This window comes from Rhodococcus sp. AW25M09 (assembly GCF_000333955.1).
Classification (GTDB): Bacteria; Actinomycetota; Actinomycetes; order Mycobacteriales; family Mycobacteriaceae; genus Rhodococcoides.
The window spans coordinates 1-20,739 of sequence record NZ_CAPS01000018.1 but is presented as its reverse complement, the minus strand read 5'-3'; the positions used below and the strand labels follow the sequence as shown (position 1 = coordinate 20,739).

Annotated in this window: 19 protein-coding genes and 1 pseudogene; 13 read left to right on the top strand and 7 right to left on the bottom strand. The window is 63.6% G+C overall.

The genetic code is table 11. From position 1 onward, the window contains the following. Positions 1–5 precede the first annotated feature (5 nt). Complete coding sequence (locus tag RHODMAR_RS03190; protein ID WP_008711228.1) at positions 6–1,358, bottom strand: 8-oxoguanine deaminase; 1,353 nt, start codon at positions 1,356–1,358, stop codon at positions 6–8. A gap of 65 nt (positions 1,359–1,423) precedes the next feature. On the opposite strand from RHODMAR_RS03190, the gene RHODMAR_RS03185 reads away from it, so the two are divergent. Further along, positions 1,424–1,720, top strand: coding sequence for a putative quinol monooxygenase (locus RHODMAR_RS03185; protein ID WP_008711226.1), 297 nt, complete (start codon positions 1,424–1,426; stop codon positions 1,718–1,720). A 15-nt stretch (positions 1,721–1,735) separates the two neighbouring features. Here the strand turns inward: RHODMAR_RS03185 and RHODMAR_RS03180 are convergent, their stop codons facing one another. The 4 genes from RHODMAR_RS03180 to RHODMAR_RS03165 form a co-directional block, all read right to left on the bottom strand. Further along, on the bottom strand, positions 1,736–3,466 hold the full coding sequence (locus RHODMAR_RS03180) for an EAL domain-containing protein (RefSeq protein WP_008711225.1): 1,731 nt from the start codon (positions 3,464–3,466) through the stop codon (positions 1,736–1,738). A gap of 146 nt (positions 3,467–3,612) precedes the next feature. Then, positions 3,613–5,982, bottom strand: a complete 2,370-nt coding sequence (locus RHODMAR_RS03175) for a lysylphosphatidylglycerol synthase transmembrane domain-containing protein (RefSeq protein ID WP_008711223.1) — start codon at positions 5,980–5,982, stop codon at positions 3,613–3,615. A 9-nt stretch (positions 5,983–5,991) separates the two neighbouring features. Continuing rightward, positions 5,992–6,579: a GNAT family N-acetyltransferase gene (locus RHODMAR_RS03170; RefSeq protein WP_008711221.1), complete on the bottom strand. Its 588-nt coding sequence runs from the start codon at positions 6,577–6,579 to the stop codon at positions 5,992–5,994. Further along, positions 6,548–7,690 (bottom strand): MFS transporter, encoded by a 1,143-nt coding sequence (locus tag RHODMAR_RS03165; RefSeq protein ID WP_008711219.1) that lies wholly within the window; start codon positions 7,688–7,690, stop codon positions 6,548–6,550. The genes RHODMAR_RS03170 and RHODMAR_RS03165 overlap by 32 nt, the downstream gene beginning before the upstream one ends. Positions 7,691–7,710: 20 nt before the next feature. Here RHODMAR_RS03165 and RHODMAR_RS03160 point away from each other — a divergent pair, with 20 nt between their 5' ends. The 3 genes from RHODMAR_RS03160 to RHODMAR_RS03155 are packed head-to-tail and all read left to right on the top strand — an operon-like array spanning position 7,711 to position 9,068. Further along, positions 7,711–8,025 carry an ArsR/SmtB family transcription factor gene (locus RHODMAR_RS03160; protein WP_008711217.1) on the top strand — a complete coding sequence of 105 codons (315 nt, stop codon included), beginning with the start codon at positions 7,711–7,713 and terminating at the stop codon, positions 8,023–8,025. A gap of 33 nt (positions 8,026–8,058) precedes the next feature. Next, positions 8,059–8,268, top strand: a complete 210-nt coding sequence (locus RHODMAR_RS28875; protein WP_232433561.1) for a hypothetical protein — start codon at positions 8,059–8,061, stop codon at positions 8,266–8,268. Next, positions 8,265–9,068: a nucleotide disphospho-sugar-binding domain-containing protein gene (locus tag RHODMAR_RS03155; RefSeq protein ID WP_232433560.1), complete on the top strand. Its 804-nt coding sequence runs from the start codon at positions 8,265–8,267 to the stop codon at positions 9,066–9,068. Before RHODMAR_RS28875 ends, RHODMAR_RS03155 begins: the two co-directional genes overlap by 4 nt. Before the next feature lie 12 nt (positions 9,069–9,080). On the opposite strand, the gene RHODMAR_RS03150 is transcribed toward RHODMAR_RS03155, so the two are convergent. Then, positions 9,081–9,539, bottom strand: coding sequence for a hypothetical protein (locus tag RHODMAR_RS03150; RefSeq protein ID WP_008711215.1), 459 nt, complete (start codon positions 9,537–9,539; stop codon positions 9,081–9,083). Between the two features lie 309 nt (positions 9,540–9,848). Between RHODMAR_RS03150 and RHODMAR_RS03145 the strand changes: the two are divergent. Next, positions 9,849–10,258 (top strand): annotated as a pseudogene (locus tag RHODMAR_RS03145) (ATPase). 104 nt (positions 10,259–10,362) lie between these two features. Here the strand turns inward: RHODMAR_RS03145 and RHODMAR_RS03140 are convergent. Further along, positions 10,363–10,863, bottom strand: coding sequence for a MarR family winged helix-turn-helix transcriptional regulator (locus RHODMAR_RS03140; protein ID WP_008711211.1), 501 nt, complete (start codon positions 10,861–10,863; stop codon positions 10,363–10,365). A gap of 126 nt (positions 10,864–10,989) precedes the next feature. On the opposite strand from RHODMAR_RS03140, the gene RHODMAR_RS03135 reads away from it, so the two are divergent. The 8 genes from RHODMAR_RS03135 to RHODMAR_RS03100 all read left to right on the top strand — a co-directional run bounded on the left by RHODMAR_RS03135 (position 10,990) and on the right by RHODMAR_RS03100 (position 20,737). After that, positions 10,990–11,670 carry a nitroreductase family protein gene (locus RHODMAR_RS03135; protein ID WP_042937785.1) on the top strand — a complete coding sequence of 227 codons (681 nt, stop codon included), beginning with the start codon at positions 10,990–10,992 and terminating at the stop codon, positions 11,668–11,670. Continuing rightward, on the top strand, positions 11,667–12,341 hold the full coding sequence (locus RHODMAR_RS03130; protein ID WP_008711209.1) for a phosphoribosylanthranilate isomerase: 675 nt from the start codon (positions 11,667–11,669) through the stop codon (positions 12,339–12,341). The genes RHODMAR_RS03135 and RHODMAR_RS03130 overlap by 4 nt, the downstream gene beginning before the upstream one ends. A 13-nt stretch (positions 12,342–12,354) precedes the next feature. Beyond that, complete coding sequence (gene upp / locus RHODMAR_RS03125) at positions 12,355–13,068, top strand: uracil phosphoribosyltransferase (protein WP_081605883.1); 714 nt, start codon at positions 12,355–12,357, stop codon at positions 13,066–13,068. 71 nt (positions 13,069–13,139) lie between these two features. Further along, positions 13,140–13,970 (top strand): EamA family transporter, encoded by an 831-nt coding sequence (locus tag RHODMAR_RS03120; protein ID WP_232433559.1) that lies wholly within the window; start codon positions 13,140–13,142, stop codon positions 13,968–13,970. A gap of 57 nt (positions 13,971–14,027) precedes the next feature. Then, entirely contained in the window at positions 14,028–17,933 is a 3,906-nt protein-coding gene (locus RHODMAR_RS03115; protein WP_008711202.1) for an amino acid adenylation domain-containing protein, read from the top strand. Continuing rightward, on the top strand, positions 17,930–18,892 hold the full coding sequence (locus tag RHODMAR_RS03110) for a pseudouridine-5'-phosphate glycosidase (protein WP_008711200.1): 963 nt from the start codon (positions 17,930–17,932) through the stop codon (positions 18,890–18,892). The genes RHODMAR_RS03115 and RHODMAR_RS03110 overlap by 4 nt, the downstream gene beginning before the upstream one ends. Beyond that, positions 18,889–19,995, top strand: a complete 1,107-nt coding sequence (locus RHODMAR_RS03105; protein ID WP_008711198.1) for an alkene reductase — start codon at positions 18,889–18,891, stop codon at positions 19,993–19,995. Before RHODMAR_RS03110 ends, RHODMAR_RS03105 begins: the two co-directional genes overlap by 4 nt. Positions 19,996–20,005: 10 nt before the next feature. Further along, positions 20,006–20,737, top strand: a complete 732-nt coding sequence (locus RHODMAR_RS03100) for an HAD hydrolase-like protein (RefSeq protein WP_081605882.1) — start codon at positions 20,006–20,008, stop codon at positions 20,735–20,737. Positions 20,738–20,739 lie beyond the last annotated feature (2 nt).

Sequence of the window (20,739 nt, the reverse complement as noted above, 5' to 3'; positions counted from 1 at the left end):
ACTGCTCACAGTACGTCCTGCGCGAGTGTCATCAGGCGACGGTGCGCGTCTGCTCCGGCGCGGCCGATCTCGTCCTGCGGTGCGCTGGTCAACTCGTCGTTCTCGACGATCGTTCTACCGCCCACCATCAACCGAGCCAATGGCGGCGTCTGCCCGTACGCGAACGCCACAACCGGGTCGTCCACGGCCGAGTAGAACCCGTCGGTACGCCAGATCGCGATGTCCGCGAGCTTGCCGACCTCGAGCGATCCGATCTCGCTCTGCCGCCCCAGTACCGTTGCCCCGCCCAGGGTTCCGATCTCCAATGCCTGACGCGCGGTCAGTGCTGTCGGTCCGTACTTGGCGCGCTGCATGTACATCGCCTGACGTACCTCTCCGGCCAGGGGAACCATCTCGGCCGAGGCCGAGCCGTCGACTCCGAGGCCCACCGGTGCACCGGCTGCGAGCAGGTCGGAGATTCGGGCGATGCCCGCGCCGAGCCGAGCATTCGAACTCGGGCAGTGGGCCGTACCGGTGCCGGTGGCCGCCATCTTCGCGATGTCGGAATCGTGCAGGTGTACGGCGTGCGCGAACCACACGTCGTCTCCGAGCCAGCCGACCTGCTCCATGTATTCGACCGGGGTGCAGTTCATCTGGGCGAGGCAGTGCTCTTCCTCGTCGAGGGTCTCGGCCAGATGAGTATGCAGCCGAACACCTTTGGCGCGGGCCAGAGTAGCCGACTCGACCAGCAATTCCTTGCTGATCGAGAACGGAGAGCAGGGTGCGACCGCGATGCGCAGCATCGACCCGAACGAGGCGTCGTGATAGGTGTCGATGGCCTCGGCGGTGGCGGTGAGGATGTCGTCGAGCGATTCGACCACCTCGTCCGGTGGCAGACCGCCGTCGGAGACGCCCCGGTCCATCGAGCCGCGGCACGGCTGGAAACGGACACCGATGCGTTGTGCAGCGTCGATCTCGGCCGCGAACAGGTCGCCTCGGCCCTTGGGGAAGATGTAGTGGTGATCGGTGCTGGTGGTGCAGCCCGACTTCGCGAGCCAACCGAGCCCGGCTGCAGCGGCTCCGCCGACCACCTCGGCGTCCATTTTGGACCACGGCTTGTAGAGCGCTACAAGCCATTCGAAGAGGGTGTTGTCCTTGGCGAGGCCCTGAGACGCCCACTGGTAGAGGTGGTGGTGAGTGTTCACCAAGCCGGGGGTGACGAGGCAGCCGGACGCGTCGATGGTCTCGGCACCGGTGATGTCCGGTGCCGGGCCCGATCCGATGGCGGTGATCATCGTGCCGTCGAGAACGAGGTAGCCGTTCGAGATCTCGGCACCGATGATGGGGGCGATGTAGGCACCCGAGATCACAGTAGTCATGAGGCATCGTAGGTCTCGCGCGGCGTCGACGCAGCGCATGTGTGGAGCGGGGCTAGGGTTGTCGTATGGCTCTCATCGCACTGTTGGATCTGACGTTCAAGCCCGAGTCTCTCGCCGACGCGCGCGCACTGTTGCGGACGGTGCTCGCCGATACCCGTGCCTTCGAGGGCTGCCTCGGTGTCGATGTGTGGGTCGACGAGGAGAACGAGGCGCATGTGATCGCCTACGAGACCTGGGAGTCGGTCGAGGCCGATGCGAAGTACCGAGAGTTCCGTGCCGGGCCGGGCAAGATCGTCGAATTGCCGCCGCTGCTCGCTGCTGCGCCGTCGCTGACCAAGTTCACGGCCGATTCGTCGATCTGATCGACAGCGGTTCGGCTACCTCCGCACTGCTTGTTCGGCGTGCTCCGCCGCCGGCTTCGGTCGGCCGGTGAGGAAGCCCTGAACCATTTCGGCTCCCAGTTCGGTCGCCACCTGTAGTTCCGCCTCGGTCTCGACGCCTTCCATGATCACGGTGGCGTCGATCTGTCGGGCAAAGCCGATGATGGCGGCCGCCGCGGCTCGCCGGAGCGGATCGCTGTCGATTCCATGGACCAGCGCGTAGTCCACTTTGAGCGTGTCCGGTCGCAGCTCGATGACGTGGCGCAAGCCGGCGAATCCGGCTCCGACATCATCGATGGAAATCTGCACCCCTGCAGTGCGGAGGTTTTCGATCGCTCGGGTGACAGCCAGATAGTCGTCGACGCGTTCGTGTTCGGTGATCTCGAGATGGAACGTTCGCGATGCGAGATGTGGTCGCAATCTATCGAGCAGATTGGTTGTGCGGATGGTGTCGGCGGATGCGTTGAGCGAGATGAACGTATCCGCAGGCAGCGAGTGCATCGCCTCGAGCGCTCGGTCGATTGCGGCGCGTTCGAGCCGCGGACCGAGGCCGGAGTCGATGGCGTCGCGATACCACGACAGTGGTGACCCGCCACCGAAGGGAAATCGCGAGAGTGCCTCGAACCCGACGACCGATCCGGTGACCGTCTCGCAGATGGGCTGAAAGACGATATCGGGGCCACCCGCTGCGATGAGCGCATCGATTCTGTGTCGAGTCTGCTCGTGGGAGTCCGCCTCGGCCCGAGCGGCAAGCCCGCTTCCCGAGGTACGGGACTTGAATCGGTACATCTCGATGTCGGCGAGGGCGATCAACCGTCGGACGAGAACGTGAATGTTGGTGTCGGCATCGAGCGTCTCTACGGTGGATCCGACACTCGCGGTGAACGGAGGTCCATCGAACGCTTCTTCCAGAGCAGCGCGAATTCTGTGGTCCGACTGGGCGATCACGCCTCTCGTTCCGGCTGCGACGACCACGAACTCGTCGCCTCCCAGCCGTGCGACCACCGACCGCTCGCCCACTGCCTCGGTGAGGCGTCGGGCAACTTCGATGAGAACAGCGTCGCCCGACGGGTGGCCGAACCTGTCGTTGATCTGCTTGAACCGGTCGATGTCGAGAACGACGACTCCGAGTGCCTCGCCGTTGTCGGCTGCCGAGCCGTCGGTGGAACCTGCTGGAGCGACCCGAGTGGCCCTCAGGGTGTCCACGGTGTCCAGCAATCCGCGGCGATTCCACAGGCCGGTCAGCGGATCACGTAGTGCCCGGGCCGCACTGAGTCGCAACTGCCCGATGTAGGCCTTGACCATAAATGGAGTTGCGTAGAGCGAACCGATCGTGACGGCGCGGGATGCAGCCAACCAGGGATCGGCTCCGTCGGCGACACTGAGGAAACCGAGCGCCGCCAGCGTGATCGTGGCGACACCGAGGTGGATCAGCATCGCACGATACGAGCCTGCGACGACGATGAATGCGGCGACGATCGCGAACATGGCGCAGCCCGGCATCGCGTCGAAGGGGGTCTGGAAGGAAAACAGGACCAAGACGATGCCGATGTCGGCATACAGAACGTAGACCTTCGACAGAAAAGGGGACGTACGCGGTCGGATGTACCAGGCTATGGCGACGGGCACCGTGGTGGCCGAGGTGACGAGAACAGCGATGGACATGGACTCGGAGAGCTGTCCCGTCGGGATCATCAGCAGGCCGGCCAGTCCGAACATCAGCGTCATCCCGCCGATGAACAGCCGAACCCACCGATCCTGGGCGGTAGGGCTGAACTCTCCCTGATCGGAAATGGCGACGCCCTCCCTCTGCTGAGCCCCCCACCCTGGGTAAACGCTAGCACCCGCAGCTTCGGCGCATCTCCGAAGATGAATCAGACCATGTTGTGCTTGGTGAGCCAACGCAAGGTGGGCCACCCGAGAAACACCGGTAGCCAGCAGGTCAGAACGCGATAGAGCAATACCGACGGCACGGCGATCGAGGCAGGTAGGCCGAACGCGGCGAGGCCGCCGATGAGCGCGGCTTCCACTGCGCCCACACCGCCGGGCGTCGGTGCCGCCGAAGCCAATGTTCCGCCGATCATCGTCACGACGGTCACCGTCACGAACGTCGTGCCGCCGCCGAAGGCCTCGATGCTCGCCCACAAGGCGAGGGCCGCGCCCAACGTCGTTGCCGCACAACCCAAGATGATGATCGAGAAGCGCTTCGGATCGCGAGCGAGCTCTCCCAGTTCGGTGAGGACCTCTTTGATCTGCGGCCGGACGGCGACCCGCAGCCAGCGCCGCAACTTCGGTACGAACATGAATGTCCCGACGACACCGAAGGCGGCGCCTGCGATCAGATACAGCACCGTGTTGCCGGGAACCATGTTCGACAGTCCCGACGAGGTGCCGGCGACCACACTGAAGAAGATCAACAGGCTCACGTGCGTGATCACTTGGACCGACTGTTGCAGTGCCACAGCCGCCGTCGCGCGAATCGTGCCCAATCCACCTTTTTGGAGGAACCGCACGCTCAGAGCCAGCCCGCCGACACCTGCGGGAGTCGTCGTGGCCGCGAAAGTGTTGGCGACCTGCATGACCGTCAGATTCCAGAAGCTCACCTTGCCGAACGCGCACGCCCACAACGCCGCTCCGGCACCGATGTACGTCAGAGCCGAGACCGTCAAACCGAGCAATGCCCACCACCAGTCGACCGAACCGAGTTCGGTGACGAACGCCGGAACCGCACTGATGAACGGATATGCGACGTAGACCAACCCGATCAACAATACGAGCGAGATGATCTGGTTTCGGGTGAATCGAGTGACCTGTTCGGCCTCGATCTTGGCGGTACCGGTCTGGTCGAGAACCTCGAGTCGCACAGCTTTCATTGTCTTGCCTGCGTCGGGAACCGATTGACGAACGCGAGATGGGATGGCGGACTTGGTCAATCGACCCGATGCTGCAACCACGGCATCGAGTCCAAGGACATCGAGGGCGGTGGACACCGCTCGCCGAGAGCCGAAAAGGTCTGCCGTGGTAAGTAACAGCTGGGCCACGTCGGATTGCATCTGCGCATCGGACGCCCCCAGTTCCGCGAGGCCGAAACCGCAGAACAGCGCTCGGCCGTCGTGGATTCGGAGTTCGCCCCGGTGCAGGTCACCGTGGGAGATCTGATTCTCGTGCAGCATATTCAGAGCCGACCACAGAGCAACGAGGGTGGCGTCGTCGTGCTCTGCTTCGATCGGATCACCGAGGGGCCGGCTGTGCGCATACAGGGTCCACCCTCGATCGAGCGCCGCAACTGCCAGTGGATGACTGCCCGCCGCGCCCAACTGCTGGATGGCCAGAGCCATCAGGGCCCGATGCTCGACGGCTCGGCGCATTGACGCGTGCAGTGGCGCAGTTTCACTGCCGCGCCGCGTGATCCATCGCCAGAACTGTCGGAGTGCGCCGCCGCTACGCTGATTCTGCCCGTACAGCTCGACCACCATGTCGCCGTCGGGGGTGTGTGCGTCCAATACCAGCGGTCCCGGCCCGCCCGGACGGACGACGGTGAAGCTCTCGACGCTGACACCGCGACCGCGGAACAGACGTACCGCCGCGTCGAGGGGAACTTCGAGAGCCGGCGTGCCGACGAGCAACACGATGATGGCACCGACAAGCCAACCGACGGCCAGACCGAGCATCGAGCGGGCGGGGACGACTGTGGAGACGACCAGGTGGATCGGCACGAACGCGAGCAACAGCGTCCACCATGCTCGACGCCACCGCGCGGGCAGGCCGGGGCCGGACACCGTCAGGGCCGCGGCCAACATGGCGATCCAGCGGGAGTCGTCGAGGAACTGCGACAGGAAGGTGTCGAGTCGATCGGGAACGTCGAGGTGCCAGGCGGGAGTGGAGATTCCGGTGCCGGTGATCGACAACGCCAAGGCAGCCACCAGGGCCGCTGCCGCGTAGCCTGCGAGCAGCTTCCATTTGCGGCCGGCGATCAGGCCGATCAGTACTCCGAAGGGCAGCGCGAGGATGGCGACGCCGTAGACGATGTAGACGGCGTTGGACTGGTCGGGGCTGAGCACGCCGACGATGTTCGATACCGATTGCTCGAGCGCATCCCACTGATTTCTGGTGATCAGCGAACCGGCGATGACCACGCCCAGCAGTACCACCGCCGACACGACCCGAATGATGTCGCTGGTTCTTCGCACCAGCGGCTGAAGCAGGTTTCCCGTTACGGGAACGTCCCGCCCATCCACGCGCATGGGGTCAACCTACCGTGCGGTACGCCTGCGAAGTTCGTTGCGGACGGCGGGCCATTCGGATTCTATGATCGAGAACACCACGGTGTCGCGCAGCGAACCGTCGGACATGCGTTGATGATTGCGCAGAATCCCGTCCTGCTTGGCCCCGAGCTTTGCGATCGCTGTCCGAGATTGCAGGTTCATCCAGTGGGTGCGAAATTCGACCGCGATGCAGCCCAGCGTCTCGAAAGCATGCGTCAGCAGTAGCAGTTTGCTCGCGGCGTTGGTGCCGGTTCCGTGCGCGGAGCGCGCATTCCAGGTGTAGCCGATCTCGACGCGGCGGTTGATCGAGTCGACGTTGCAGAACGTCGTCGCGCCGATGATCTGACCGGTGTCGTTGCGGCGCAGTGTGAACGGAAGCATGGTGCCCGCCTCGAGCAATCCGAGACGGCGATCGATCTCGGCAGCCATGTCTTCGGGCTTCGGCACGCTGGTGTACCAGAGGTTCCACAGCTCGCCGTCGCGGGCAGCGTCGGACAGTCCTTCGAGATGGTCGGGGCTCAGCGGCTCCAGGGTCACGAGATCGTCAGCGAGAGTCACCGGTTGCAGGAAGGGCATTCGCAGACGATACGTCGGATCGTGCCGTCCGGGAAAGCGCGATTATTGCTGCGGTCGTGACGGTGACTGCCACGACCATGAGGGCTTCGCTGCCGATACGGAACAGGTTGAGCACCCCGGCGGCAGTGCCGCTGCTGTGCGGCGGAACCGCCGCGAGGGCTTCGCCGTCGACCAAGCCGATGGGGAGCCCGAACCCGAACCCCACCAGAATCATCGGGATCACCACGGCGGCGAGCGGGACGCTGGGTTGCAGGGCCAGCATGCCGAGGTTGCCGACAACGAGGCAGCCGAGGCTCGCGAGGATGACGCGAGTGGGGGTGACGGCGTCGAACATTCTGCTCAGCCGAGCGACGGTCAGTGGGGCGATGAGAACCGGGATGGTCATCGCCAGCATGAACAGCCCGGCCCGTCCAGGAGTCAGAGACGCGACGGCGCTCAGGGCGGCGGGTAGGTAGGTGAGCAGGGTGACGAATCCGATGGCTCCGGCAACCGGTACCAGGCACAGCGCGAGGAATCGACGGTTGCGCAGCAGCCTGAAATCCAGGAGTCGGTCGGCGGTGGAGTGTGCACGTAGAACCGGCAGGGTCAGAGTGCCGACGGCCGCGACCAGGAGAACGAGCGCCTGCGCGACGAACACTCCGCGCCAGTCGATCGCTGCGATGAGCAATCCGGAGATGGTGGGCCCGAGCGCGAGCCCGAGCCCGTTCACGGTGCCGAACAGGGCGAATGCCGTGGCTCGTTCGGTCCCCTGAAAATGTAGCGAGAGGATCGACGTCGAGCCCACCAGGACTGCAGCGGCACCGATCCCTGCGAACACCCGTGCCGCGTCGAGCAACAGCAGCGACGGTGCGAAGGCGCTGACCAGGCTGGCGGTGGCGGTGAGCAGTACGCCGATGCGGAACGACGTTCGGTGGCCTATGCGATCCGAGACCGCGCCCCAGACGACGGTGAACAGGGCGAACGCGACGTTGAAGCCGTTGACGACCCACTGCAGCGGCGTCGGATCAGACCCGAGATCTGCTGCGATCACCGGAAGTGCGATGGCAGTGCCCGAGATGGACATCGGTACGACGAATTGGGCTGCGAGTACGACCGGCAGAACTGCTCTCATGAATCCCCCTGGAGGAGCTCATGGCAGACGAGAACGGGCATCCGGAGCCCGAGGAAATGCAACTCGGTGCGGTGATGTCTGCGTTGGCAGATCCGTTGCGGCGCAAAGTGGTCACCGAACTTGTCGGCGACGAGGACGGGGCCGAGCGAACGTGTATGTCGTTCGAGCTGGGCGTCACCAAATCGACTCTGACACATCACTTTCGAGTATTACGAGAAGCAGGTCTGGTGTTTCAGGTCGATCGCGGCAACAGTCGCAAGGTCACACTGCGCCGCCGCGAACTCGACGATCGCTTCCCGGGCCTGCTCGATCTGATCGCCAACGAAATACACTAGCCCAGCGCTGGGCATCCGTCATACGGTGGGCCCATGCACATAGCCATGATCGGCACGACGGCCCCCAGTCATATCTATCCATCACTGGCCGTCATTGCCGAGCTGGCGCGTAGAGGTCATCGCGTCACCTATGCCGTCGGAGATTCTCTGCGGCACCTGGTGGAACCTGCAGGCGTGGAGGTGGTGCCGTTCTTCTCGATACTTCCCGACGGTGACCCGTCCTCGGTGTGCGCTACGGGGTGACGGCCGTGCAGCTCTCGCCGACGTACGTGGCGTGGGACGGATACGCCGAGGATCTTTCCGATGTACTGACGCCGATGCGTGAGTCCTCCGGTGGCCTGCAATGCCACGCTTCGTACACGGCTTGGTTGCGAGACAACGACATCGACGCCGATCCCTGGGACTGGATCACCTACCCGCAGCACTGTCTGTCGCTGATCCCGAAAGTGATGCAGCCCAATGCGGATCGGGTACCGGATTCGGTGCAGTTCGTCGGGCCGTGCCTGGACCCGGTTCGGCTCGACGACCGAAGCTGGACGGCACCCGACGCGCCGATTCTGTACATCTCCTTCGGTACGGGCTACAACGAGCGACCCGAGTTCTACCGACTGTGCATCGAGACGTTCGCGAACACCGACTGGCACGTGGTGATGTCCATCGGGCGACGCGTCGATCCTGCTGCGCTCGGTGCGCTACCCGCGAATATCAAAGTATACGAACATGTTCCGCAACTCACCGTGCTCGATGCGGCCACGGTGTTCATCACCCACGCCGGAATGGGTGGCTGCACCGAGGCGCTGTGGTTCGGCGTCCCGACCGTGGCCGTACCGCAGGCAGTCGATCAATTCGGCAACGCCGCGATGCTCGCCGAACTCGGGGTGGGAGTGCATCTGGACTTCGAGAACATCACGGCGAAGATCCTGTTGGACGCAGTCGCCGAGGCTCGCGGATCGTCTTCGCGGGCCGCGGCAATCAGCGCAGAGGTGCGGGCAGACGGCGGCGTCGAACAGGCGGCAGATGCGGTCGAGGCGTTCCGCCGCTGACATCTCGGTAGGTCACGTTGCGAGTGCGCGTAGCTCCTCGAATGTCGCGGCGTAGGTGTCGCGAACCTGATCCCAGGATGCCGTCATGTCGAGGCTTTCTGGGTCGGCAGTGGGCAGCGCGTAGCCGTACTGCGAGCGCGGCACAGGGTTGCCGGGCAGGACTAGCACCTGGGTGAACGCTGCGGAATCGGGATTGAACGTCAAGGTGTGCGACGCGACGTTTCGGTCCCAGTCCTCGGACGGCCACGACAGGAAGATCACGTGCTGCGGGCTGTCGGCGACGTCGGTGTAGGAGACGTAGCTGCCGTAGTGATTCTCGCCCGGCGACATGATCTTGTACGCGCCGTTGTCGGTGTAGATGAGTAGTGCCTCGGCGAACGGCTTCTGATCGAACAACGCCGTGTAGCGAAGTGCCTGAACGAACACGGTCTTCCCGAGCGGGATCGAGATCGGCGCTGGTGTCGAGGTCATTCGGTGCAGGATCCTTGCCTTCTCGGGGGTGTCGATTCCACGGTACCGACACGACGTGAAGCGATATCGATTCGATCGAAGACAAGGGCGTCGACCATGCTGGGGTTCCGACGGTGGGGAAGATATTCGAGCGCATCGACTACTCGCTGACGGCGTGGATCCAGGGGCAGCCGATATGGTTCGTCGGGACCGCTCCGCTCCAAGGCGATGGACATGTCAATGCCTCACCCCGCGGCGATGATTCGTTCTCTCGATGACCTTGCCGTCTGCGACCGGTGATATTCGAGCACGGGAGCAGTCTGTATCTGCATGAGCAACCCCACTCCACACAATTCCGGCACAACGATCACCCGCGAGTGTCTCGTCGTGAGTCGAACGCTTGCCGCTGACCCGGCGAAGATCTTTGCTGTTCTGACCGACCCCGACCGACATCAGGACACCGAACCCGGCGACTGGGTGCGCGCGGCGGTGGATGCGAATCCCATCACCGCAATGGGGCAGGTGTTCGCGGTCAACATGTTCCTCGACGCCGCGGGTGGTGGCGCTACAACCTGGCGGCGTCGGACGAAGGCACTACCGTGACCCTCACCTACGACTGGACCGATACCCCGGAAGCCACCCGCGCAGAAATCGGTGGACTGCCGCCGGTTCCCGAGTCCTTCCTCGCAGAGTCGCTGGCGTCGAGCATGTGTGAATTCGGTGCAGACAGCCGCGCCTAGAGCGGTCCAGTGCACCCGATTCAGTCCTCCAGGACGCAGATGCTCACGCCGTAGGGCAGGAAGCGGACGCGTCGAGCTGGTCGATCTGGGGTGATCAACTGCGGTTAGGCACCGCCGGTGTCGCCGAGGGAGATCAACAACTTTCGTAGAAGCCGTTCCAGCTCGGTTCGTTCGTCGGGTTCGAGCTCCGATACCAGGCGGGCTGCATTGGCCACATGGCCGTCCACGACGCGTTCGACCACGTCGTGTCCCTCGACGGTCAGCGTGATCAGAATGCTGCGCCGGTTCGCGGGGTCGGTTTCGCGGGTCACGAGGCCCTTCGTCACGAGGCGGTCCACCCGGTTGGTCATCGCGGCCGAGCCGACCATCGTGCGGGCGACCAGTTCTTTCGGCGTCAAAGTGTAGGGCGGCCCCGACCTGCGCAGCGTCGCCAGCACGTCGAACTCCCAGGGCTCCATGTTCTCCTCGGCGAAGTAGCCGCGGATCTCGTGTTCGACCAATCGCGAGGTCCGGGACAGTCGTCCGACTATGCCCATGGGTGATGCCTCCATCTCGGGCCGCTCTCGTTTCCATTGCTCCAGAAACGAATCGACTGCGTCGGTCAACGAACTCTCCTTGCGCACTGCGGATGGCGATCGATATTTCGACATCGAACTGTTTGACAGACGGTAGCACTTGTCCTAGTCTTTCGTTGTCAAATGATTCGACATCGAAATATTCGGGAACGAGACATGAGACCTTCAGAAGGAATTTCCGTATCGGACGCGATCAGGTCACGTCGAAGTCATCGGCATTATCTGCCCGATCCGATACCGACACACACTCTCGATCGGGTGCTCGAACTCACGCTCGAAGCGCCGTCCGCATGGAATTACCAGGGCCGATCCATCGTCGTAGTGAGCGATCCCGATGTCCGCGCCGGACTCGAGGCCGCAACCGGTGGTCAACCACACCCAAGGGAAGCCCCGGTCGTATTGGTATTTCTCGCCGAGATGGACGCATGGCGACGAGACAACGACGACGTGTTCCACTCTGCACGCCGATCGAGTGCGTGGTCGGAGCAGTTCATCGCTGGATCGGCTGAATCGAGCCGGGCATTTCAGCAGGACCTTCTCGAACGCGGCCTCGAACGCGAGTACGCAGTCAAGGACGCCGTGATCGCAGCCAGCTTCGCGATGCTCGCTGCCACCGAGCAGGGGCTCGCATGCTCGCCCATGAATGGCTGGGACGAAACGCAAGTCAAGAAGGTGATCGGCGTCGACGATCGCACCGATATCGCAGTCGCGCTGCTACTTCCACTCGGGTTCGCAGCCGAGGAACGACGCCACCCCGGTCGCCGGCCGGTCTCGTCCTCGGTGCATTACCAGCACTACCGAACGACACTCACCGACACTTCTGGGAGGACTTCATGAACGCACTCGTGCAGGTCGCAGGCATCATCGACGAGGCAGAGGCGCAGATGCTGTGCAACGCCGGCGTCGATTGGCTCGGCTTCCCGCTTCGGCTCCCGTCGGGCAAGGACGACATCACCGAGCTCGACGCCGCGAAAGCAATCGCCGGGCTGCCGGCACCTCATCAGGGTGTGCTGATCTCCTATCTGACGGACGCCGCCGAGGTTGCCGGATTCTGTCGCGAACTCGGGGTTCGCGCGGTGCAACTGCACGGTGACGTCGAGGACGAGCAGCTGCGAATCCTGAAGGACATCGCGCCCGAGCTCTATGTCCTCAAGAGCCTCGTCGTACGATCCGACAATGCGAAAGAGCTACTTGCGCAGGTAGATCGAACCGCCGACGTCGTCGACATGTTCATCACGGACACCTTCGATCCGCGTACGGGAGCGAAGGGAGCGACCGGTCTGCTGCACGACTGGTCGGTGAGCGCCGAGCTCGTCGAGCGCTCGCCCAAGCCCCTCATGATGGCCGGCGGCCTGAGCCCGGACAACGTCGCCGACGCGATCAGGCAGGTGCGCCCGGCTGCAGTCGACGCTCACTCTCTGCTGGAAGGTGCCGACGGACGCAAGGATGCCGTCAAGGTTCGTGACTTCGTGACGCGTGCTCGTGACGCATTCGCCGAATTCAACTGAGGGACAACAGGCTATGACTTCGACAGAACTGCGCGAGTCTTCGACCGCGTTGACGACAACCACCCGTGATCGTCCAGGCGTCCACCTTCTCGTCCAGACCAAGCAGTTGCGCGCGATGCATACGATCATCCGAGATCGGCACGCATCGCAGGAAGCCTTCGTGAACTACGCGGGCAGAATCAACCGGCTTCTTCTCGAGGCGGCTGTCGATCTTCTGCCATTCGACTATCACGAGGTGACCACCCCTGTCGGGGAAACCTACCGGGGTCTTCGGTTCGCGTCGAGGTTGTGTGCGGTCCCGGTGATCCGGGCGGGCGAGAGCATGGAATCGGCGTTTCGTGAGCTGTATTCAGGAGTGAGTATCGGGAAGATACTCGTGCAGCGGGACAAGAACACGAAGCTACCTCGTCTTTACTACTCGCATCTCCCCGACGACATCGCGTCCCGCCACGTTCTTCTGCTGGAACCGATGTTGGCGACCGGCGGGTCGGCACTCGCCGCGATCGACGTTCTCGTCGAGGCGGGCGTGCGCGAGGACAGAATCGTCTTCGTCAACTTCCTCGCATCACCCCAAGGGCTGGAGGCAGTCTGCCGTGCGAGGCCGCAGGTGCAGATCGTCACGTCGTCGATCGAGGAGCGCCTCAATGATGAGGCGTTCATGATCCCCGGCATCGGGGATTTCGGTGACAGGTTCTTCGGAACCGTGCACGCCGGACCGGTGCGATGAAATCCGGCAGCACGGTGCGCGATTCGCTGCTGACCGTCCTAGCGCCAGCGGTCTGGGGGAGCACGTACCTCGTGACTACCGAACTCCTACCGCCCGACCGTCCACTTCTTGCGTCGGTCGTGCGTGCACTTCCCGCCGGCCTGATCCTTATCGCGCTGGGACGCGCTCTACCCCAGGGGATTTGGTGGTGGCGCGCGATCGTACTCGGTGTGCTGAACATCGGCGCATTCTTCTACTTCCTGTTCGTTGCGGCGTACCACCTACCCGGCGGTGTCGCTGCCCTCGTCATGAGTGTTCAGCCGATGGTCGTGCTCGTCCTCGGCGTGGGACTGCTGGGGGCGAGGATCAAGAGCATTCACATCGTTTCCTGCGTCATGGGTGCAGTGGGTGTGGGACTTCTCGTCCTCCAGCCGAACGCCGGCCTGGATCTGATCGGGGTCCTCGCAGGACTCGCCGGGGCGGCGAGCATGGCCTCCGGCCTGGTGCTGACCAAGAGATGGGGCCGACCAGAAGGCGTCGGAGTGCTGACGTTCACCGGGTGGCAGCTGACAGTGGGAGGCTCAGTTCTGTTGCCGTTCATGTTGGTTCGAGAAGGTCTTCCTGACTCCATTACGACAGAGAACGTCTCCGGATTCCTCTACCTCAGTGTGATCGGTGCGCTTCTCGCCTACGCGGTGTGGTTCCGCGGTATCGGCAAGCTTCCCGCGCTTGCGGTGTCGTTCCTGTCGTTCGCGAGCCCCCTCGCCGCAACTCTGCTCGGGTATCTCGTTCTGGGCCAGGCGCTCTCACCGTTGCAAATGGTCGGTGCTGCGATCGTCGTCGCAGCAGTGATCATCGCGCAACCGATCCGCACCCGCCGCGCCGCGGCCCGATCCACCGTGAAAAAGACTCAACCCGTTTGATTCTCGTCAGCTCTGCGTTCGACACCTACTGCCGTTCCGATTCACAGGGGAATCCCGTTGGATACAAGACAGTTCGATGCACGCATTCAAGCCGCCCATCTCGTCGCCAGCCTGCCGGACCTGCTGCGACGCCAAGCCGAGAGCCGTCCGGATCAGGTCGCCGTCGTCGCTTCCGACGGAGACCTGACCTTCTCCACCCTGCACGACCGCGCCGAACAAGTCGCAGTGCACTTGCGTGACATGAGCGTCGGCGCGGACGACTGCGTCGGCCTCTACGTCGAACCGTCCGCACAGACGATGGTCGGTGCCTGGGGAATTCTGTTCGCCGGCGCCGCGTACCTGCCGTTGTCGCCGGAGTACCCGGACGATCGACTGCGGTACATGATCGAGGACAGTGCCACCACGGTCATCGTCACTCAGGAGCACCTCGAGGCGCACCTCACCGACATGGTTCCCGCGGGCACACGCGTCGTATCGCTGGAAACCATCACGCCGCGAACACCGTCGGCACCGTCGGCTCGTCCGAACCCGGGCGATCTGGCGTACGTCATCTACACCTCGGGTAGCACCGGCAGGCCGAAGGGGGTGATGATCGAGCACCGCAGCATCGTGTCGCAGATCAACTGGATGGCGTCGTGCGGCCATCTCGGCGACGGTGCCGTCGTTCTGCAGAAGACGCCGATGAGTTTCGATGCCGCCCAGTGGGAGATCCTGGCACCGGCCGTGGGCAGTCGAGTCGTGATGGGGTCGCCGGGTATCTACCGCGACACCGAGGCCCTCGTCGATGCCATCAACGCACACGGCGTGACGACGTTCCAGTGCGTGCCGACGCTCCTGCTTGCGCTGCTCGATTCGGACCGTTTCCGAAGCTGCGTCAGCCTGTCGCGGGTGTTCTCCGGGGGCGAGGCGCTGTCGCTGTCGCTCGCCAAAACTTTCTCCGACGAGCTGCCGTGGTCGTCGCTCGTCAACCTGTACGGACCGACGGAGTGCACCATCAACTCCACGGCGTTCCTGGTAGACCCGGATGCGATCCGCGACGGAGCAGGATCGGTTCCCATCGGGGTGCCCGTCGACAACACACAGTGCTTCATTCTCGACGAGAACCTCGCTCCGGCCGACATCGGTGAGGTCGGTGAGCTCTACATCGGGGGAGTGCAACTCGCCAGGGGGTACCTCGGACGCGAGGACCAGACGCGTGACCGGTTCATCGTGTCGCCGTTCGTTCCCACGGAAAAACTTTACAGGACAGGTGATCTCGCATACTGGAACCCTGACGGTTCGATTCAGTTCTCGGGGCGGGTCGACAATCAGATCAAGCTCAGAGGCTACCGGGTGGAGCTCGAGGAAATCGCTCTGTCGATCGAGGAACACACCTGGGTGCGCCGGGCCGCGGCGATCGTGACCGATGACAGCCGCACGGGGAGCCGCACCCTCGTCGCGTGCGTCGAACTCAATCCGAAGGAAGCCGCCCTGATGGACCAGGGCAACCATGGCAGCCACCATCAGTCGAAGTCGAGCAAGCTGCAGCTCAAGGCGCAGCTCGCCGATCCGGGAGTTCGGCGGCCCGCGGAGCTTGCAGACCGGCCCGTGATCGAACTGCCCGGCCGAGCAGAGACGGCGCTCCAGCGATCGGAGGTGTTCGCGCGCAAAACCTACCGCTTTTTCGACGGTGATGGCCGGATGTCGCGCGACCGACTGTTCGACTTGCTGGCGCCGCCGCCGACGCACCGGTCCGCGGCGACGCCGCGTCCGTTCGACGATCTCACCGGGGACGAACTCGGAGAGATCATGCGGTGGTTCGGGCAGTTCCGTAGCGACGAGCGCCTGCTTCCCAAGTACGCGTACGCATCCCCTGGAGCCCTGTACGCCGATCAGATCTACCTCGAGACGCCAGGCAACGACACCCTCGAACCTGGTGTGTACTACTACCACCCGGTCGATCACGCCTTCGTGTCGATGAATCCGAACACGACCGTAGGCTCCAGCCGCATTCACATCGTCGGGCGCCGAAGCGCCATCGAACCGGTCTACCGCAACAACGTACTCGAGGTACTCGAGTTCGAGGCCGGACATCTGATCGGAGTCTTCGAGACGGCGTTGGCTCGTTACGGCTCGACGGTCGAACCGGGGCCGTGGGATCCGACGGTGTCGCAGCGACTCGAACTGCCCGTCGGCGACGAGTACCTGGGCAGCTTCGACATCGTTGCCGCACAGGATGTGCCGCGGACCCTGGATCTCGACGTATACGTCCAGGCGCACCGCGATGTCGTCGGGATGGCGTCGTGCCTCTATCGATTCGACGGCGTCGCCGACTTCGAGATCGTCTCGGATTCAGTGGTGCAATCCCGGCACGTGATCGCGATCAATCAGCAGGTCTACGACCGTGCGAGCTTCTCGATCGCGCTGGTCTCTCGTGTCGATGAATCCTGGATGGACTACATCGAACTAGGTCTGGCTCTCCACCGTCTTCAGCGTCGAGGAATTGACGTCGGGATCGGCTTGATGTCCTCCGGTTACAGCTCCAAGACGGGGAATCCGCTGCCTGCCGCCAAGCGCATCGACGACATCCTCACCTCGTGTGGGCTTCCGACGGGAGCCTCGTATTACTGCGTAGGCGGACCGATCGGTGCCGACCAGCTAGCGAGCGAGGGAATGAACGAGGATGCCGTGCACATGCGGGGACCCGCCGAGATCATCAAGGACGAGCTCGCGAACTTCCTTCCCGACTACATGATCCCGAATCGCATTCTCGTCATGAACGCGCTGCCGTTGACCGCAAATGGAAAGGTCGATTGCACAGTGCTGAGCCGATCCGAGGAGGTGCTCGCTGCCGATTCGTCCGCGCCGTACGTCGCACCGGCGACGGACACCGAACGGTGGTTGGCCGAGGTGTGGGGCGCGGCCCTGCACTATGACTCGGTGTCCGTCGAGGACGAGTTCTTCACTGCCGGTGGCAATTCCCTCATTGCCGTCGCGCTCGTCAACAGGATCAATGCGGAATACGGGGTGAAACTTCCGATTCAGGTGATTCTGGAGCGTCCGAAGTTGAGGGACCTGGCCGCGAGAATCCAGGGTGACGCTGGCGGTCCCGAATCACGATTGTCGTTGCTGCACAACGTGGGAACGTCCGCGCCGGTCTTCTGCTGGCCCGGCCTCGGCGGATACCCGATGAATCTTCGGTTGCTCGGGGCAGAGGCGAGCCCGACGCGTCCGTTCTACGGGATCGCAGCTCACGGCATCAACCCGGGCGAGACGGCCTACCGCACGATCGGCGAGATGGCTGCGGCCGACGTCGCCGAGATCGTCCGAGTCCAACCCCACGGACCGTATCGGTTGTGGGGATATTCGTTCGGAGCACGGGTCGCCTTCGAGACCGCCTGGCAGCTCGAGCAGGCGGGCCGCGACGTCGAAGAGCTGTTTCTGATCTGCCCGGGCAACCCGGTGGTGGACGGCGCAGGAACCACTCGGAGCGCGAGCTACGACGATTGCGGATATCTGACGATCCTGCTGTCGGTCTTCACCGGAAAGATCGCCGGTCCCGAACTGGACGGGTGCCTGGTCGCCGGAGTCGCCGACGAGAGCAGCTTCGTCAGCTACGTACACGGTCTGCTTCCTGAGCTCGGGGAGGTGCTGATCACCAACATCGTGCGCGTCGTGGAACAGACGTACGAGTTCGAGTACACATTTCGGGAGATGGCCGGTCGGACACTCACCGCGCCGGTGACGATCTTCAAAGCATTCGGTGACGACTACTCCTTCGTCGAAAATCAGTCGGGATACTCCACGTCGACACCCCGGATCGTCGAGCTGAAGGGCGACCATTACGCCGTGTTGCGGTCGGCGGGCGTCGGAGAGCTCGCAGCTGCGATCCGAGGCATCGCCGGTCCGTCCGATCGTGCGCTCGACGAGGTACCCGAGCCGGAAGTTCGTTCTCGACTCGAGACTTCGCAGGAGCACGCATGAGCATGTCGAAAATTCCCTTGCGGATAACCGAGGAGGTCGCGGAGGCTCTGCACAGCGGCCTACCCGTCGTCGCACTCGAGTCCAACGTCATCACCCACGGATTGCCGTACCCGGACAATGCACAGACCGCGTACGAGGTCGAGAACGCGGTGCGCACAGGCGGTGCGATTCCGGCGACCATCGGGATCGACGATGGTCGACTCTCGATCGGCATGACCGAATCCGACATCGAGCGGTATGCGTCCACGCCGGGCATCCCCAAGGTGAGCAGCCGTGATCTACCCGTCGCATTGGCACGAGGCATCACCGGTGCAACGACGGTCGCATCGTCCTTGGTTGCTGCAGAACTCGCGGGCATCCGCTTCTTCACGTCGGCGGGGATCGGCGGTGTGCATCGAGGTGCGGAGAAGACGATGGATGTCTCGTCGGACCTGATCCAGTTCACCAGGTCCAAGGTCGCGGTGGTGTGTGCCGGAGCGAAAGCGATCCTCGATCTGTCGCTGACGATGGAGTTCCTCGAGACGCACTGTGTGCCGATCGTGTCGTACCGGTCGGACGACTTTCCTGCCTTTTACTGCGAGTCGAGCGGCATCCGCAGTCCACACCGTGTGGACGACGAGGGCATGATCGCCCGGATCGTCGAAAACCACTGGGATGCAGGAGGATCAGGGGGAGTCCTGATAACTACGCCGCCCCGTGCCGAGGACGCGGTGGACCGTGAACTCGCGGAAGCCGCGATCGGTACGGCGCTGCGATCCGCCGAACGGGACGGCATCCGCGGAAACGCGATCACCAAATATCTGATGCGAGCCGTCGACGAGATGACCGGCGGCAGAACGTCCGAAGCAAACAAGGCGGTTCTGATCAGCACCGCCGAAGTCGGCGGCATACTTGCCGCCGCCCACGCACGCACCACAGCACAGACGACATACCCGACGCGAGAGACTGGAGCAGCATGACCACCATCTTCGATCCGACCGAACTCGGTGCCCTGACGCTGAGCAACCGACTCGTCATGGCCCCGATGACTCGGAACCGCGCAACCGTCGACGGCTGTGCAACCCCCTCCATGGCAACGTATTACGCGCAGCGTGCGAGTGCGGGACTCATCGTCTCCGAGGGGATCCAGCCGAGTGCGATCGGCCAGGGATTCGCCTCGACCCCGGGTCTGCATTCGGTGGAGCAGGTTCGATCCTGGCGACAGGTCACCGACGCCGTCCATGCCGCCGGTGGGCGCATCGTCGCCCAGTTGATGCACTCCGGTCGTATCGGACACCCGAGCTTGTACCCTTCCGCGCACACGTCGGTCGCCCCATCGGCGATCGCCGCTGCAGGCACGTGCTTCTCACCGACCGGTCCGGTGGATTACCTCACCCCGACCGAGTTGTCCGAGGACGACATCGTGGAGACCGTCGCCGACTTCGTCGCGGCCTCGACGGGTGCGATCGACGCAGGGTTCGACGGTGTCGAGATCCATGCGGGCAACGGATTCCTTCTCCACCAGTTCCTTGCGGACAACACCAATGTCCGTGACGACTCGTACGGTGGATCGATCGAGGGTCGGGTGCGATTCCCGGCAGAGGTGATCGCCGCCGTGGCCCGCGCACTCGGTGCCGACCGCGTCGGTGTCCGTATTTCGCCGGCCAACCCGTACAACGACATCGCCGAGTCCGACACTGCCCTGCTCTACCGACATCTCGTGGATCGGCTACCAGCCCTGGCGTACCTGCACATCATGGAATCCGGCAACCGATCCGTCACCGCTGCTGTACGTGAGCAGTGGACGGGCGCGCTCGTGCTCAATCCCCATGAGCATGCCGATTCGGGTCCCGTGACGCCCGAGATCGCGAATACCGTCCTGAACGACCAGGTTGCAGACGCGGTGTGCTCGGGTGCGCTGTTTCTGGCCAACCCCGATCTGATCGATCGCATTCGAGCTGGCGGGCCGTACAACGAGCTCGATGAAGCCACGTTGTACGGCGGCGGCGACGCAGGCTACACCGACTACCCAACGATGACGTCGTACACGCGGGAAGAACCAGCCCTCTCGACGTCCACATAAGGAGCGACCGATGCACCCGATCGAGCAAGAATTCGACTTCGTGACGACACCTGGTGACCCTGCCGATCCGTTCCGTGCCGAGACCGTCCTGTTCGACCTCGATGGCACGCTGACCGACTCGGCACCGGGCATTCGGGCAGGATTCCGGCACGCATTGGCGCATATCGGCGAGCCCGAGCCGACTGCCGAAATGCTGAGCACAGTCATTGGACCACCATTGCTGGACTCGTTCCTGTCCTTCGGCCTGAACGAGACCCGCGCTGCACGAGCCGTTGATTGCTACCGAGCGAGATACGACGAACGCGGTTGGGCCGAGAATTCCGTCTTCGAAGGAATGGACGAAGTCCTGTCCCGTCTGAGCGATACGGGCGTGACCATGGCCGTAGCGACCTCGAAGACCGAGCTGACTGCGCACCGCATACTCGAGCATTTCGGCTTGTCGAAATACTTCGCATTCATTGCCGGATCCGAAGGGTCGCGCCAGTCGAAGTCGGACGTCATCGCCCGTGCCCTCGCCGAGACCTCGACTACTCCAGTCGCGGCAGACTTGGGCGGCACACCTGGAGTAGCGATGGTCGGGGACCGGATTCACGATGTCGAGGGGGCAGCTCTGTGGGGCATCCCCACAGTGTTCGTGGAATGGGGATACGGGCCGCCATCGGAGACACTCTGTGCGCGCTGGACAGCGTCATCAGCACCAGAGCTCGGCGCGCTACTGACCGCTCTTACCGACGGCACATAGTG